12 protein-coding genes are annotated in these 15,318 nt (G+C 74.1%); 3 read left to right on the forward strand and 9 right to left on the reverse strand.

Annotation, left to right across the window (positions count from 1 at the left end; all coding sequences use genetic code 11):
• Window positions 1-49: 49 nt before the first annotated feature.
• From ABD976_RS23970 to ABD976_RS23990, 5 genes are all read right to left on the reverse strand, one after another.
• Entirely contained in the window at window positions 50-2,200 is a 2,151-nt protein-coding gene (locus ABD976_RS23970) for a putative bifunctional diguanylate cyclase/phosphodiesterase (RefSeq protein WP_345366995.1), read from the reverse strand.
• Between the two features lie 37 nt (window positions 2,201-2,237).
• Window positions 2,238-3,047 (reverse strand): SAM-dependent methyltransferase, encoded by an 810-nt coding sequence (locus ABD976_RS23975; protein WP_345366997.1) that lies wholly within the window; start codon window positions 3,045-3,047, stop codon window positions 2,238-2,240.
• Window positions 3,048-3,434: 387 nt separating this feature from the next.
• Window positions 3,435-4,340, reverse strand: coding sequence for an oxidoreductase (locus ABD976_RS23980; RefSeq protein WP_345367000.1), 906 nt, complete (start codon window positions 4,338-4,340; stop codon window positions 3,435-3,437).
• 40 nt (window positions 4,341-4,380) lie between these two features.
• Complete coding sequence (locus tag ABD976_RS23985; protein ID WP_345367002.1) at window positions 4,381-5,103, reverse strand: M50 family metallopeptidase; 723 nt, start codon at window positions 5,101-5,103, stop codon at window positions 4,381-4,383.
• A 58-nt stretch (window positions 5,104-5,161) separates the two neighbouring features.
• Entirely contained in the window at window positions 5,162-6,142 is a 981-nt protein-coding gene (locus ABD976_RS23990) for a LacI family DNA-binding transcriptional regulator (protein ID WP_345367004.1), read from the reverse strand.
• Between the two features lie 155 nt (window positions 6,143-6,297).
• Between ABD976_RS23990 and ABD976_RS23995 the strand changes: the two genes are divergently transcribed.
• Complete coding sequence (locus ABD976_RS23995) at window positions 6,298-7,818, forward strand: sugar ABC transporter ATP-binding protein (RefSeq protein WP_345367006.1); 1,521 nt, start codon at window positions 6,298-6,300, stop codon at window positions 7,816-7,818.
• On the forward strand, window positions 7,811-9,751 hold the full coding sequence (locus tag ABD976_RS24000) for an ABC transporter permease/substrate-binding protein (RefSeq protein WP_345367008.1): 1,941 nt from the start codon (window positions 7,811-7,813) through the stop codon (window positions 9,749-9,751). Before ABD976_RS23995 ends, ABD976_RS24000 begins: the two co-directional genes overlap by 8 nt.
• A gap of 159 nt (window positions 9,752-9,910) precedes the next feature.
• Here ABD976_RS24000 and ABD976_RS24005 read toward each other — a convergent pair whose 3' ends face one another.
• The 3 genes from ABD976_RS24005 to ABD976_RS24015 all read right to left on the reverse strand — a co-directional run bounded on the left by ABD976_RS24005 (window position 9,911) and on the right by ABD976_RS24015 (window position 12,323).
• On the reverse strand, window positions 9,911-11,233 hold the full coding sequence (locus ABD976_RS24005; RefSeq protein ID WP_345367010.1) for a M20 family metallopeptidase: 1,323 nt from the start codon (window positions 11,231-11,233) through the stop codon (window positions 9,911-9,913).
• A 10-nt stretch (window positions 11,234-11,243) separates the two neighbouring features.
• A complete protein-coding gene (locus ABD976_RS24010) occupies window positions 11,244-12,020 on the reverse strand; it encodes an EI24 domain-containing protein (RefSeq protein ID WP_345367012.1) in 777 nt (258 codons plus the stop codon).
• An 81-nt stretch (window positions 12,021-12,101) separates the two neighbouring features.
• A complete protein-coding gene (locus ABD976_RS24015; protein ID WP_345367014.1) occupies window positions 12,102-12,323 on the reverse strand; it encodes a hypothetical protein in 222 nt (73 codons plus the stop codon).
• Between the two features lie 259 nt (window positions 12,324-12,582).
• Here ABD976_RS24015 and ABD976_RS24020 point away from each other — a divergent pair, with 259 nt between their 5' ends.
• Window positions 12,583-13,611: an ABC transporter substrate-binding protein gene (locus ABD976_RS24020; RefSeq protein ID WP_345367016.1), complete on the forward strand. Its 1,029-nt coding sequence runs from the start codon at window positions 12,583-12,585 to the stop codon at window positions 13,609-13,611.
• A 421-nt stretch (window positions 13,612-14,032) separates the two neighbouring features.
• Here the strand turns inward: ABD976_RS24020 and ABD976_RS24025 are convergent, their stop codons facing one another.
• Complete coding sequence (locus tag ABD976_RS24025) at window positions 14,033-15,313, reverse strand: pyruvate dehydrogenase complex dihydrolipoamide acetyltransferase (RefSeq protein ID WP_345367018.1); 1,281 nt, start codon at window positions 15,311-15,313, stop codon at window positions 14,033-14,035.
• Between the last annotated feature and the right edge of the window lie 5 nt (window positions 15,314-15,318).

A 15,318-nucleotide genomic window follows, 5' to 3' on the forward strand; every position in this document is an offset into this window, starting at 1 on the left:
GAACCCCCGTCCGGCGATCCGGGCGGGGGTTCTTCGCGCCCGCGAGCCATCAGTCCGGTTCGACGGGCATCCTGCCGAGCAGGTCCGGCACGTCGAAGGCATGCACCGGGCGGCTGAACAGCTCGCCCGCCCCGACCGCGCAGCCCAGCTCGCGCCAGCGCGCCGCCTGCTCCTCGGTCCGGATGCCGTCGACGCAGAGCCGGGCACCGACCGCCTCGATCAGCGGCACGATCGCGTGCAGCGCCCGGATCTCCGGGGCGTCCGGCGACTCGGCCTCGTGGACCAGGCGCACCAGGTGGTCGTCCAGCCGGACGACGTCCACCGGCAGCGCCCGCAGGTGGTGCAGCTCCTCGGGCGAGCCCCGGAAGCCGTGCACCGACGACCGCACGCCCATCCGGTTCAGGTGGTGGACGTTGTCCCGGGCCTCCTCGCACCGCTCGCCGAGCAGCGCCGACATCGGCACCAGCAGCCGCAGCCACCGGGGGTCGAGCGCGCGCTGGGCGAGGGCGCGGCGGATCACCACGACGAGGTCGGGGTCGCGGGTCTGGTTCTCGCTCAGCGCCAGCGCCAGCCGCACCGGGTGGCCCGTCGAGTGCCAGTCGTCGAGCTGCTCCCACGCCGTGACCAGCATCCAGTCGCGCAGCGACAGCGTGACCCCGGAGCGCTCGGCCAGCCGCAGGCACTCGGCGTGCCCGATGGCGCCGTCGCCCGCGGTGTCCCACAGCAGCTCGGTCTCCAGCGCCACCACGCCGCCGGTGGCCAGCGCGACCAGCGGCCGGTACACCACGTCGAACTCGCCTGTCTCCAGGCCGCCGGGCATCACCGCGGCCAGCCGGGCCTCGGTGCGCTCCTCGGGCGCCCGGTCCGGGTCGAACAGCGCCCACTGCCGGGTGCCCGCCGCCTCCGCCCGGCGCAGCGCGACGTCGGCCGCCCACAGCATGTTCGTCGCGTCGCCGTCGCGCACCGCCCGCTGCACCACGCCGATGCTGGCCGAGGCCGCGATCCCGTAGGTCTCGGTGCTGAACGGCTCGGCGAGCACCTCGTTGATCAGCGCCGCGAACTCGGGGACCGTCGGCGTCGCGGACCCCTGCCGCACCAGGATCGCGAACTCGGTGCCGCCGAAGCGGGCCACCAGGGCCTCCTCGCCCTCGACCAGCTCGGAGAGCCGGCGCGCCACCAGCCGGATCACCTGGTCGCCGACCTCGTGCCCGAGACCGTCGTTGATCAGCTCGAAGCCCTCCAGCGCGAGGTGGTAGAGGGCGAGCGCGGCATCCGGCGGGAACCCGGCCAGCGCGGCCTCCAGCCGGGTCCGGAAGTACTGGCGGTTCGGCAACCCGGTCAGCGCGTCGTGCAGCGCCTGGTAGTGGAACCGCTCCTGCAACGCGTGCAGCTCGGTGATGTCCTCCACCATCGTGACCAGCTTCGCCGGAGCACCGTCGGGACCGCGCAGCACCGACACCGCCAGGTAGGCCGAGGCCTCCTCGCCGTTGGCGCGCAGCAGCCGCTTGCGGTCGGTCAGCCGCCGGGCCTCGCCGCCCTCCACCAGCTCCGCGTAGGCGGCGGCGAGGAACTCCGCGTCGTCGGGGTGGAACAGGTCGTGGATGGTGCGCCCGTCGAGCTCCTCGCCCCGGTAGCCGAGGGTCTCCTCGAATGCGCTGTTGACCTCGACGAACCGGCCGTCGAGCGCGCAGATCGCGACGCCGATCGGGGTCGTCAGGAACACCTCGGAGAGCTGCGCCTCGCTGGCCGCCAGTTCCCGGTCGGCGCGCAGCTTCGAGCGCAGCAGCGCCCGCTTCAGGTTCTCCTGCTGCTCGAAGGTGCTCGCCCGGTCGGCCCGCGCGTACTCCACGGCGATCGCGGTGAGCAGCCCGAGGACGTCGTGCACCGCATCGGCGGCGCCCTCGCCCAGCAGCGCCTCGCGGATCAGCCGCAGGCTCACCGCGAGGCTGTCCTGCCCGCGCGCGTGCATCTCCACCAGCCGCCTGCCGACGGCCCGCCCGGCCTCCTGGATCCGGGACGGCTCGTCCAGCGCGGCGACCACGTCCTCGACCAGGTCCCGCAGGCAGCGATCGATCGTCTCGCGGGCCAGCGGGAGGTAGGAGGCGGTGCTGAGCTCGTCGGCCCAGCGCTCGGCGACCTCGGCGCGCCACAGCTCGTCGTACCGCTGCGGTCGCAGCACCTCCGGCGGGTGCGCGGTCATCGCACCCGGGCGCCGCGCCGCGCCGGTGCGGTGCCGCTCACCTCCTGCGCCCGACACCGGCGTAGATCTGCGAGCCGCCCGGCTCGGCCCCGGCCCGCTCCGGTCGCTCCGGCCGCCACAGCGCGGTGCCCACCACGCCCGGCTCCACCAGGTCGAACCCGTCGAACAGCGCCAGGAACTCCGCGCGGCTGCGGGGGTGGATCGGGTCCGCGCTGCGGCTCATCACCGACACCACCTCGGCCATCTCCGCCGGGCTGATGTCCGCGGTGAAGTGGGACAGGGCGAGGTAGCTGCCCGGCACCAGCCGGTCCCGGAACCGCGCGAGGATGCCGGGCGCGTCGGCCTCCAGCGGCACGAAGTGCAGCGCCCCGGCCATGATCAGCCCGATCGGCCGGTCGAAGTCCAGCAACCGGCGGGTCTCCGGATCGTCCAGCACCGCGTCCGGATCGCGCAGGTCGGCCTGCACGATCGTCGACCGGGGGTCGTCGGCGAGCAGGAGCTGGCTGTGCGCCACGGCCACCGACTCGTAGTCGACGTAGACGACCCGGGAGTCCGGCGCGATCTCCTGGGCGATCTCGTGCACGTTGCCCACGGTGGGGATGCCGGAACCGACGTCGAGGAACTGCCGCACGCCCTGCTGCGCCAGGAAGACCACCGCGCGGCGCAGGAACGCCCGGTTCAGCCGGGCGACGTCGCGGGCGCTGGGCAGCGCGGCCAGGAACCGCTCGGCCAGCTCCCGGTCCGCCGCGAAGTTGTGCGCACCGCCGAGCAGGTAGTCGTACAACCGGGCGGCGCTGGGCATCTCCTCGTCCACGCCGCTCGGCACCCACGTCGCCTGTTCGGTCACGGTCACCCCTCGGAAGTCCGGCCGTCGCGTGTCGCTCCACCCTACTGCGTCACGGTGCGCGACCGGACGACCAGTAGCCGGGCCGCGACCCACCGTATCGATCGTCGATCGGGTTCCGGAAGTGTTACCGAGGATCACGAGTCCCGGCACCGCCGACGAGCCGGAACGGGGGCTCAGCGCGTGCCTCGAAGCGGCGGTAGCCGCTTGCGGCCACCTACGGCGCTCGCACCGCCGCCCGTGCTCGGACGTGACCGCTCAGCGGTCTTCTCGCGAGGACAGCCGCGACGCCGTGTACGTGCTTGGTACATCAGGAGCGGCTCCCGGAGCGAGAAGGCCGCTGAGGTTCCGCCACCGGCACCGCCACGCAAGGCGAGCCGAAACGGGGGCTCAGTGCGCTTCGCCCTCCAGCGACTCGCCCTCGGCCACGATCGCGCCGAGCTCCTCGATGTCCTCGGGCGACAGCTCCACCCGGCCCGCAGCGGTGTTCTCCTCCAGGTGCTCGGGCGTGGACGTGCCCGGGATGAGCAGCACGTTGGCCGCGTGGTGCAGCAGCCACGCCAGGGCCACCTGCGCCGGGGTCGCGCCGACCCGCTCGGCGACCGCGCGCAGCACCGCGTGATCGCGCGCCTGGCTGGCGGTGAAGCCCGAGCCCAGCGGGAAGAACGGGACGAAGGCCAGCTCCAGCTCGGTGGTGCGGTCCAGCAGCGCGGCACAACCGCGGTCCACCACGTTGTAGCGGTTCTGCACCGCCGAGATCGGGGTGATCTCCCGCGCCTGCTCCAGGTGCTCGACCTCCACGTTGGACAGTCCGATGAGGCGCACGAGCCCCTGCTCGCGCAGCTCCGCCAGCGCGCCGAGCTGGTCGGCCAGCCCGTAGCCGGACCCGTCCCCCATGTGCCGCAGGTAGACCAGGTCGAGCGAGTCCACCCGCAGCCGGCGCAGGTTGTCGTGCACCTGCGCGCGCAGCGAGTCCGGGTGCCCGCTGGGCAGCCACCCGCCCCGGTGGTCGCGGTAGGCGCCGATCTTGGTGGCCACCACGACGTCCCGGTACGGGTGCAGCGCCTCGGCGATCAGCTCGTTGACCACCCACGGGCCGTAGAAGTCGCTGGTGTCGATGTGGTCGATGCCGAGCTCGACGGCGCGGCGCAGCACGCCGATGGCCCGGTCGCGGTCGGCGGGCGGGCCGAACACGCCGGGACCGGCGAGCTGCATCGCGCCGAACCCGACGCGGTTGACCGTGACCTGGGCCGAGAGCGGGAAGGTGCCACCGGGGCGCGGCGCGAAAGTCGTCATGCCCCGGATGGTAGTCACCGCCGGGGCCGGTTCGCGCCCGTCACCACTGCGGCATCAGCAGCAACCAGCGCGCGCCGAAGACCAGGGCGGCCACCCCGATCACCAGCCACAGCCCCAGCCACAGCGCGGCGGGCACCCGGGTCAGCCGGGCGAGCTGGTCGGCGTCGGAGTCCGGGGCGCGGCCCCGCGACCGCAGCCGGGCCAGCTCACCGATCGGCCGGATGCCGCCGATCAGCAGGAACCAGCTCACCAGCGCGCAGCAGATCGCCTGCCATCCCGGCGTGGCGAACCAGGACACCGCGAACAGCGCACCCCCGGTCAGCAGCACCGACAGCACGCCGTAGGCGTTGCGCAGCGCCAGCAGCATCGCCGCCAGCAGTCCGATCAGGACCCACAGCACCAGCCGGGCGCGGTCCTCGGCCACCAGCCACGCCCCGCCCAGCCCGAGCAGCGACACCGCCGGGTACCCGGCGAACAGGGTGAGCACCATGCCCGGTCCGCGCGAACGCCCGGTGGACACGGTCAGCCCGGAGGTGTCCGAGTGCAGCCGGATGCCGTTGAGGGTGCGGCCGGACAGCAGCGCGACCACCGCGTGCCCGCCCTCGTGGGCGATCGTCACCACGTTGCGCAGCAGCCGCCAGCTCCGCCGGTGCGCCACCAGCAGCAGCGCCGCCGCCGCGGTCAGCAGCGCCGCGGTGCTGCTGGAGTCGAGCAGCCGGTCGGTCCAGTCGCGGACCACGTCGGCCAGAGCAGGAGCGTCCACGGGCCATCCACCGATCGAGTGCAGGGGCACCGCGAGCGTATCCGCCGCCGTTCGCCGGTCAGGCCGAGGCCCGCACCACCAGCTCCGGCGCGATCGCGGTCCGCTGCGACACCGGCTCGGCGCCGTCCCAACGCGCGGTGAGCAGCCGCACCGCCTCGGCGGCGATGGCGCCCTGCGGCTGGCGGACCGTGGTCAGCGGCGGCTGGGCCAGCGCGGCGTAGGGGATGTCGTCGAAGCCGGTCACCCGGACCTCGTCGGGGACCGCGACGCCGCGCTCGGCCAGCGCGCTGAGCACGCCGAGCGCGATGGTGTCGTTGCCGCACACGATCGCCCCGGGCAGTTCCGCCCGGTCCAGCAGCCGCGTCCCCGCGCGCTGCCCCCACTCCTTGCTGAAGTCGCCGAGCAGCACGTCGTCGGCCCCACCGGGGGCCGCCCGCCGGTAGCCGTCCAACCGGGCCTGCGCGGCGGAGTCGGTGGGTTCGGCGCCGACGAACGCCGTGCGGCGGGTGCCCAGCGCGGCGAGGTGCTCGACGACCAGGGAGATCCCCGCCGCGTTGTCCACCCCGACCCAGCTCGCGGCGGGGCCGTCGACGTGCAGGTCGAGCTGCACCACCGGCACCCGTGCGGCGGCCTCGGCGAGCACCTCGGCGCTGCGGACGCGGTGGCACGGGACCATCAGCAGCGCGTCCACCTGGCGGTCCAGCAGCGCGCCGACCTGGCGGCGCTCCAGCTCCGGGTCGTAGCGCGAGTTGGCCAGCAGCAGGCTGCGGTCCGCGGCGTGCAGGCGCTGCTCCACCTCCTCGACCAGCGTCGCGAAGAACGGGTTGGCGATCCGCGGCACCACCACGCCGAGGCTGCGCGTGGTCCGGCTGCGCAGCGCGGCGGCCACCGCGTTGGGCTGGTAAGCCAGCGCGTCAGCCGCGGCCAGCACCTTGCTCCGGTTCTCCGGGCGCACGCCGCGCTGCCCGGACAGCGCCCGCGACGCGGTCGCCACCGAGACCCCGGCCCGCGCCGCGACGTCGTGGATGGTGACGCCCACCCGCTCCCCCACTCTCCGGCGCGCTGGACCTCGCCGTGGAAATCGGTTGCCTCCACCACACCCTAGTGGACGCCCGAATCGGCGTGGTTCACTGTAGCCCCGCCGTGGAAACCGATTTCCACGGCGGACGCGGCTCAACGAGGAGTGAAGCGCTGATGGCCGACGAAGCGCGCCGGGGTCACCTGGAGCTGGTCGGGGTCTCCAAGATCTACCCGGGCGTGCGCGCCCTGGACGCGGTGGACTTCGACGTGCGCCCCGGCGAGGTCCACGTGCTGCTCGGCGAGAACGGCGCGGGCAAGAGCACGCTGATCAAGATGCTGGCCGGGGTGCACCCGCCCGACACCGGCGAGATCCGGGTGGACGGCGACCCCGTGCGGCTCACCGGCCCGGAGGACGCCGAAGCGCTGGGCATCGCCACCATCCACCAGGAGATGGCGCTGGTCCCGCAGCTCACCGTCGCCGAGAACATCCACCTCGGCCGACCGCCGCGCCGCTTCGGCCTGGTCGACCGGTCCCGGATGCGCGCGCGGGCCGCCGCCCTGCTGGAGCGGATGGGCCTGGACCTCGACGTGGACGCGGTCGTCGGCGAGCTGGGCGTCGCGCAGCGGCAGACCGTGGAGATCGCCAAGGCCCTCGGGCTCGACGCCCGCTTCCTGATCATGGACGAGCCGACGGCGGTGCTCAGCCGGTCCGAGGTGGACGCGCTGTTCGGGATCGTCGGCGACCTCACCGAGCGGGGCGTCGGCGTCGTGTTCATCTCGCACCTGCTCGGCGAGGTCGCCGAGATCGGCGACCGGGTCACCGTGCTGCGCGACGGCGCGGCGGTGGCGCAGGTCCCGGCGGACACCGACCCCGACGAGCTGGTGCGGCTGATGGTCGGCCGCTCGGTGGACCAGCAGTACCCGCCGCGCCGGGCCGAGGTCGGCGACGTGCGGCTGGAGGTGCGCGACCTGACCGCGCGCGGCGTGCTCGACGGCATCAGCTTCACCGCGCGGGCCGGCGAGGTCGTCGGCATCGGCGGGCTGGTCGGCGCGGGCCGCACCGAGCTGGTCCGGGCGCTGTTCGGCGCCGACCGCTACGACTCCGGCGAGGTGCTGGTCGACGGCCGCGCGCTGCCGCCGGGCGACATCGCCGCCGCCCGCGCCGCGGGCCTGGCGCTGGTCCCCGAGGACCGCGCCGGGCAGGGCCTGGTGCTGGGCGCCTCGGTGGCCGAGAACCTCGGCCTGGCCACCCTCGCCGACCGCACCCGCGCGGGGCTGGTGGACCTGGCCGAGCAGCGGCGCCGTGCCGCCGACTCGGTGCGGCGGCTGGGCATCCGGGTCGCCGGGCTGGACCAGCCCGCGCTGACCCTCTCCGGCGGCAACCAGCAGAAGATCGTGATCGGCAAGTGGCTGCAGGCCGCGCCCCGGGTGCTGATCCTCGACGAACCCACCCGGGGCATCGACGTCGGCGCGCGGGCCGAGATCTACGAGCTGATCGGCGAACTCGCCCGCGACGGCACCACCGTGCTGGTGGTCTCCAGCGACCTGCCCGAACTGCTCGGGCTCAGCGACCGCGTGCTGGTGCTCGCCGACGGCGCGCTGCGCGGCGAACTGGACGGAGCCGAGGCCACCCAGGAGCGCGTGCTGGCGCTCGCGGTCTCGGCGGACAACACCTCGGGAGATGACGATGCCTGACGACGGGGTCAGCGCGCAGCGGCGGACGGCCGCGCTCGGCCGGGCCGCGGGGCCGCTCGGCGGACTGGTCGTGCTGGTGGTGCTGCTCGCACTGCTGTCGCCGGACTTCCTCACCGCGAACAACCTGCTCAACGTCGGCGTGCAGGCGTCGGTGGTGGCGGTGCTCGCCTTCGGCATGACGTTCGTGATCGTCAGCGGCGGCATCGACCTGTCGGTGGGCAGCGTCGCCGGACTCGCCGGGATCGTCACCGGCTGGGCGGTGGCGGGCGCCGGGTTGCCGCTGTGGCTGGCGGTGCCGCTGGGTCTGGCGGCCGGGGCCGCCGCCGGGCTGGTCAGCGGCGTGCTCGTCACCGCGGGCCGGGTGCCGCCGTTCATCGCGACGCTGGCGATGCTCAGCATGGCGCGCGGTCTGGCGCTGGTGATCGCCGACGGGCGGCCGATCTCGGTGGGCGGCTGGCTCGGCGAACTCGGCAGCGGCGAGCTGTTCGGGTTCCTGCCCTACCCGGTGCTGGTCATGGTGGTGATCGGGCTGCTCACCGCGCTGGTGCTGCGCCGCACCTACGCGGGCCGGGCGATGTACGCGATCGGCGGCAACGCGGAGGCGGCGCGGCTGTCCGGCATCAAGGTCACCCGGCAGAAGCTGCTGATCTACGCGCTGTCCGGGCTGTTCGCCGCCGTCGCGGGCATCCTGCTCACCGCGCGGCTGGCCTCGGCGCAGCCCGAGGCGGGCACCGGGTACGAGCTGGACGCGATCGCCGCCGTGGTGATCGGCGGGGCCAGCCTCGCCGGCGGCGTCGGCTCGGCGCTGGGCACCTTCCTCGGCGCGCTGGTCCTCGCGGTGCTGCGCAACGGCCTGAACCTGCTGGACGTCTCGGCGTTCTGGCAGCAGGTGGTGATCGGCGCCGTGATCGCCGCGGCGGTCCTGTTCGACACGCTGCGGCAGCGGCGGCGCACCGGGCGGCGCGGACCGCCGCCGCTGCGCTCCCCCGCGCTGCGGCGCGGTCTGGCGGCGGTGGTCGCGCTGGTGGTCGTCGCCGGGGGCTGGGCGGTGTACCAGCGCCAGCAGGGCGCCGAGGACGGCAGGCTGGAGATCGCGCTGTCGGTGTCGACGTTGAACAACCCGTTCTTCGTGGACCTGCGGGCCGGTGCCCAGCAGGAGGCCGCGCGGCTCGGGGTCGACCTGAACGTCACCGACGCCGGGGAGGACGCCTCCCGGCAGGCCGACGCGGTGCAGAACGCGATCGCCCGCGACGTCGACGCGATCGTGGTGAACCCGGTGGACTCCGACGCGGTGGTGCCCTCGGTCGAGGCCGCCGGACGCGCCGGGATCCCGGTGGTCGCGGTGGATCGCGCGCCCAGCTCCGGCACCGTGGTCACGACGGTGGCCTCGGACAACGTCGAGGGCGGCCGGCTGGCGGCGCGGGAGCTCGCCCGGCTGGTCGGGTCCGGTCCGGTGGCGGTGCTGGAGGGCCAGCCCGGCACGTCGGCAGCGCGGGAGCGCGGCCGGGGCTTCACCGAGGAGATCGCCCGCTTCCCCGGCATCGAGGTGGTGGCCTCCCAGCCCGCCGACTTCGACCGGACCCGCGCGCTGAACGTCATGCAGAACATCGCCCAGGCCCACCCCGACGTGCGCGGCGTCTTCGCGGCCAACGACGAGATGGCGCTGGGCGCGATCAAGGCGCTGGGCGACCGCGCGGGCGATCAGGTGAAGGTGGTCGGCTTCGACGGCACCCCGGAGGGCCTCGACGCGGTGGGCGCCGGAACGGCGACCGCCACCGTGGCCCAGCAGCCGAAGCTGCTCGGCCGGGCCGCCGTGGAGCAGGCGGTCCGCGCCGCCCGGGGCGAGGTCCCGGCCGCCGCGGGCACCACGACCAGCATCCCGGTCCAGGTCATCACCAGGAACAACCTCGAAGCCTTCCGCACCGGACGCTGACCCAGGTGAGGGGCACCCTGTACCCAGTAATGCGGTACAGGGTGCCCCTCACTCACCTCCCGAACGGGTGACGTGGCGCAAAAGTTTTTCGAGGTGAGGGGCACCCTTGTCCCACATACTTGGGCAAGGGTGCCCCTCACCTACCTCCCGAACGGGTGATCAGGCGAAGTAGGCGGTGACGTCGAGGGGTCCGCCCGCTTCGGCGAACTCGGCGCGGGTCGCCTCGCGCAGCTCCGGGTCGGCGAGGTAGTCGAGCGCGGTCAGCGCCAGGCCCGCCGCACCGTCGACGGTCGCCCGGTCACCGGCCGCCGAACCGGCCGCGGCGGCGAACTCCTCGGTGTGCAGCGACAGCGACTCCTCGCCCAACCCGATCATCGGGTGGATCGCGGGCATCCGGTAGCTGAGGTTGCCGAGGTCGGTGGAGCCGGTGATGTGCTCCGGCACCACGCCGCGCGGCAGCGCGGTGCGCCCCCGCCCGGCCTGGTGCACCGCCCACCGGGCGGCGAGCGCGGCGTTGTGCCGGATCGGCAGGTAGCCGGGGCTGCGGTCCCAGTGCAGCTCGACACCGCAGCCGGTCAGCTCCGCGGCACCGCGCGCGATGGCCTCCACCCGGCGCACCAGGTCGGACATCGACCCGGGCTCGGCGGAGCGGACGTAGAACACCGCGGCCGCCCGGTCGGGCACCACGTTCGGGCGCTTGCCGCCGTCGGTGATGATGCCGTGCACCCGGTCGGTGGAGGGCATGTGCTGGCGCAGCATCGCCACGCCCTGGTAAGTCGCCACCACCGCGTCCAGCGCGTTGCGGCCCATGAACGGCTGCGCCGAGGCGTGCGCGGCGACACCGCGGAACACCACCTCGACCTGCCTCCTGCCGAGGAACGGGTGGGCGGCGATGTCGTGCGAGAACGGGTGCAGCATCGCCACCGCGTCCACGTCCTCGAACACCCCGGCGCGGGCCAGCAGCTCCTTGCCCCCGCCGCCCTCCTCGGCCGGGGTGCCGATCAGGCTGACCCGGCCGCCCACCGATTCCACCGCCGCCGCGGCGGCCAGGAACCCGCCGGTCCCGGCCGCGCAGATCACGTTGTGCCCGCACCCGTGGCCGATGCCGGGCAGCGCGTCGTACTCGGCCAGCACCGCCAAGTGCGGACCGCCCGACCCCGCCTCGGCGCGCAGCGCGGTGGGCAGCCCGCCGACGCCCACCTCGACGTCGTGACCGTGCGCGCCGAGCAGCTCGGCGACCCGGGCGGCGGACCGGTGCTCCTCGAACGCCTCCTCCGGGTGCGCGTGCAGGTCGCGGCTCAGCTCCACCAGGTCGGCGCCGTGCCGCTCGATCCAGCGGTCGGCCGCGGCGCGCACCGCCGGATCGGCACCGCTGAACGGGGACCGCAGCGGCTCGGCGCCGGCCACGGCGCGGGCCGTGGCCGCGGCGACCGAGCGGAGGTAGGAGTCGTCCGGCTGGGTTGGCTCGTCATGCAGCGTCACACCCCGAACCCTAGGGCGTCGGCGAGGGATCGTCGGCGGTAGCGCGCTCCTGCGGTCCGAGCAGCCGGTGCGCGAGCAGGGTGCCGCCGACCACCGCGGAGGGGATCACCACGAGCTGCGCCACCGGGACCAGGCACAGCAGGTAGGTCGGCAGCCCGAAGCCCAGCGCGGTGCCCTTGCGCCGCCACAGCGCGCGGTGCCGGGCGCCGACCTTCAGGCCGCGCCGGGTGAACACCATGCCGACCATCTCCAGGGTGACCAGCCACGCGCCGAACAGCGCGCCCAGCACCGGGACCGCGGTCTGGCCGAGCACCGGCACGAACCCGAGGGCGAACAGCAGCACCGCGCCGACCAGCGCCACCAGCACCAGCTTCAGCGAGTCGACCACGCCCCGGCCGGTCGAGCGGATCAGCCCGGCGCCGTCGTCGGAGGTGTCCAGCCCGAGCCGCTGCTCCACGACCTCGGCGATGTGCTCGTAGAACGGCCCGCCGATCAGCAGGGTGAGCGCGATGAACGACACCGAGGCCACCAGCGCGGTCGAGCCGACCAGCACGACGCCGATCAGCACCCGCAGCGCGGTGCGCCAGCCCTCCGCCCAGCCGTCGGCGAACGGGGTCATCCAGGTGACCAGGTCGGGGCTGAACCAGATCAGGGTGCCCAGGCTGACGAGCAGCAGCACGGCGCTGATCAGTGCGGGGATGGCGCCGAGCAGCAGCAGCTTCGGGTGGCGGACGAGGACGCCGAACCCGGTGCCGAGGGTGCGGGCGCCCGCGAAGAAGGAACTCATCGGGGTGGGCTCTCCAGGTGATCGTCGATCAGGAGCCCACGCTACCGCCCCGTCACCCGCGCGTGGGGCGGGACCGCGAGGTCACCGGTGCCGCGCGACGTGCCACCGCCGCCGCGCGCCGCGCGAGGGCGGCGGGGTGCGCCGCCTGCCCCGGCGGACACCCCGGTCCCGGTGGCTGCTGCGGAGGGCGTGCAGCTCGACCAGCACGGCGTCCGGATCCTCCCCGGCCCGGCACCGCCACAGCAGGCGCAGCAGCTCGTCCTCCGCGAGGACCCATCGGCGGCTGAAGACGTCGTCACCCATCGCGACTCCCCGAAGTGGCGCGAACACCCCACGTCCATCATAGGAGCCGGAGGAACTGCGCAGTGGAGTCCGAAGGGCGGCCACCGCGCTACCCGGTGAGGCGGATCACCGGAGCCTCGGTGCGCTGCGCAGCGCCGCGGCGCGGGCCGCGGAGCGGGTGAGCGGGGTCGACGATGACCACAGTTCGCCACCGGTTTGTTAGGTTAGCCTTGCTTGCGCAACACGGGCGTCCCGCCCACGGCACGAGAAGGATGCGGTCATGACTCCTCCCCTCGCTGGTCCTCGGCAGTTGAACCGCCGGGGTTTCCTGTTCGGCGCGACCGGCGTGCTGGCGGCGGCCGGCCTCGCCGCGTGCGGCACCGGAGGCGGTGACCAGGCCCCCGCCGACCAGGCGCGCCCCGCCGGTCCCGGCTTCCCCGCCAGCATCCCGAACCGCTACGGCACCGCCGAGATCCCGGCCGCCCCGCAGCGGATCGCCTCCCTCGGCATCACCGACCACGACGTGCTGCTGCCGCTGGGCCTGGTCCCGGCCGGGCTCACCCAGTGGGGCCCGTGGGACAGCGGCGTCGGCCCGTGGGTCGAGCCGATGCTCAACGGGCAGCGCCCCGAACTGCTCAGCGGCGAGGTGGACGTGGAGCGCGTCCTCTCGCTGAACCCGGACGTGATGCTCGCCCTGCAGAGCGCGCTGACCGCCGAGCAGTACAACCGGCTGACCAGCTTCAACCCGGTCGTGGCGCAGCCGCCGGGGTCCATCGACTACGGCGTCGACTGGCGGGTGCAGGCCGAGACGATCGGCAAGGCGGTGGGCAAGGTCGAGGAGGTCGCCCGGCTGATCGCCGACACCCAGGCGCGGATCGATCAGACCCGCACCGCCAACCCGGGCTTCGCCGGCCGGACCCACGTCACCGTCCGCACCGACTCGGCGGGCACCTACGCGGCCTACACCAAGCAGGACGCCCGCACCGTGCTGCTGGAGCAGCTCGGCCTGGTGCTGGCACCGTCGATCGACGGGCTGGACAGCGGCGGCAAGTTCAACGTCAAGGTGAGCAAGGAGCGGGTGTCGCTGCTCGACGCCGACGTGGTCATCGTGACCACGGCCAAGCCCACCGACGTGGCGGCGGTGCGCAACGACCCGCTGCTGAACAACCTCCCGGCGGCCAAGCGCGGCTCGCTGGTGCTGCTCGACGACTACGACCTCACCATGGCGCTGGGTTCGGCCACCGTCTCCAGCATCCCGTTCGCGCTGGACCGGCTGACCCCGAAGATCGCCCAGGCGTTGCAGGTCTGATCGGACGTGCGGCCGGGCACCCCCAGCAGCCCGGCCGCACGCCGTGCTCACCCGGTCGTGACATGAGTGAATGTCCCGGTGGGAACCACTTTCGCCGATGGCTTGCGTGGCCGTGCGGGTAGCGGAACCTCAGCGGCCTTCTCGCTCCGGGAGCCGCTCCTGATGTACCAAACACGTACACGGCGTCACGGCTGTCCTCGCGAGAAGACCGCTGAGAACCCGCAGCGGTGCCGGTTGACGGCCTCACCGCATGCGGCTCCGCCGCATTCTGAAAAGAACCTGAGTGAGGGGCACCCTTGCCCGAGTTACTTGGACAAGGGTGCCCCTCACTCAGCTCAGCTCACCCGGGCGGGTTGCGGGTGTGGGCGACCCCTCCCGCGAGAGCCGGGCTCGTCGCGGGAGGGGTCGGATCGGGGGACCGTCAGGCGATGATCCGGATCGGGTCCTCCAGCAGCGCGGTGAACTGCTGCAGGAAGGCGGCGCCCACGGCGCCGTCCACGGCGCGGTGATCGGCCGACAGCGTCACCCGCAGGATCTTGCGGACGACGAACTCGCCGTCGCGCACCTTGACCTCGTCGCTGGCCGAGCCGACCGCCAGGATCCCCGCCTCCGGCGGGTTGATCACCGCGGAGAACTGCTCGACGCCGAACATGCCCAGGTTCGAGATGGTGAACGTGCCACCGGACATCTCGTCGAGCTTGAGCTTGCCGTCGCGGGCCTTGAGCGCCTTGTCCCGGCTCTCCGCGGCGATCTCCGAGACGCTCTTGCGGTCGGCGTCCGGGATCACCGGCACCAGCAGCCCGGCGTCGACCGCGACGGCCACCCCGAGGTTGATCCGCTTGTGCTGGAGCATCTTGTCCCCGGCGAAGGAGACGTTGACCGACGGGTTGGCCCGCAGCGCCGTGGCGACCGCCTTGACGACCAGGTCGTTGAGGCTGACCTTCGGGCCTCCGGAGGCCTGTAGCCGCTCGTTGAGGTGCCCGCGGAACTCCACCAGGTCGGTCACGTCGATCGCGCTGGTGAGGTAGAAGTGCGGGGCCTGCTGCTTGCTCTCGGTCAGCCGCTTCGCGGTGACCTTGCGGACGCCGCTGAGCGGGATCTCCTCGACGTCCTCGCTCGCCACCGCGGGCGCGGCCGCGGCGGGAGCGGCCTCGGCGGCGGGGGCCTGCGGCTGCGCGGACGGGGCCGAGGACGCGGCGGCCTCGATGTCGGCGCGGATGATCCGGCCGCCGGGGCCGGAGCCCCGGATCCCCGCCAGGTCGACGCCCAGCTCCCGGGCGACCGCCTTGGCCAGCGGCGACGCCTTCGGCTTGGACCCGGGCGCGGCCTGCGGCTGCGCGGACGGCTGCGGCGCGGGCTCGGCGGCGGGCGCGGGCTGCGCTGCCTCGGCCTGCTCAGCCTCGGCCTGCTCCGGCTCGGCCGCCGGGGCGGGCTCGGCAGGGCTGGCGGACTCGGCCGCGGCGCCGGAACCGTCGCCGACCACGGCGATCGGGGTCCCGATCGGCACCGTCTGGCCCTCGCCGACGAGGATCTTCTCCAGCACGCCCTCGTCGTAGGCCTCCAGCTCCATGATGGCCTTGTCGGTCTCGATCTCGGCCACCACGTCGCCGCGGCTGACCTGGTCCCCGACCTGCTTGTTCCAGGTCGAGATGACGCCCTCCTCCATCGTGTCGGAGAGCCTCGGCATCTGAATCTCAGTCATCAGTT

The sequence above is a fragment of the Saccharopolyspora cebuensis genome (assembly GCF_039542665.1).
GTDB classification, from domain to species: domain Bacteria; phylum Actinomycetota; class Actinomycetes; order Mycobacteriales; family Pseudonocardiaceae; genus Saccharopolyspora; species Saccharopolyspora cebuensis.

Bases quoted from the DNA above. Each gene is read 5' to 3' on its own strand.
- ABD976_RS23980 (WP_345367000.1), bottom strand. From the start codon at position 4,340: ATGACGACTTTCGCGCCGCGCCCCGGTGGCACCTTCCCGCTCTCGGCC.
- ABD976_RS23995 (WP_345367006.1), top strand. From the start codon at position 6,298: ATGGCCGACGAAGCGCGCCGGGGTCACCTGGAGCTGGTCGGGGTCTCC.
- ABD976_RS24025 (WP_345367018.1), bottom strand. From the start codon at position 15,313: ATGACTGAGATTCAGATGCCGAGGCTCTCCGACACGATGGAGGAGGGC.
- ABD976_RS24015 (WP_345367014.1), bottom strand. From the start codon at position 12,323: ATGGGTGACGACGTCTTCAGCCGCCGATGGGTCCTCGCGGAGGACGAG.
- ABD976_RS24020 (WP_345367016.1), top strand. From the start codon at position 12,583: ATGACTCCTCCCCTCGCTGGTCCTCGGCAGTTGAACCGCCGGGGTTTC.
- ABD976_RS23970 (WP_345366995.1), bottom strand. From the start codon at position 2,200: ATGACCGCGCACCCGCCGGAGGTGCTGCGACCGCAGCGGTACGACGAG.
- ABD976_RS24010 (WP_345367012.1), bottom strand. From the start codon at position 12,020: ATGAGTTCCTTCTTCGCGGGCGCCCGCACCCTCGGCACCGGGTTCGGC.
- ABD976_RS24000 (WP_345367008.1), top strand. From the start codon at position 7,811: ATGCCTGACGACGGGGTCAGCGCGCAGCGGCGGACGGCCGCGCTCGGC.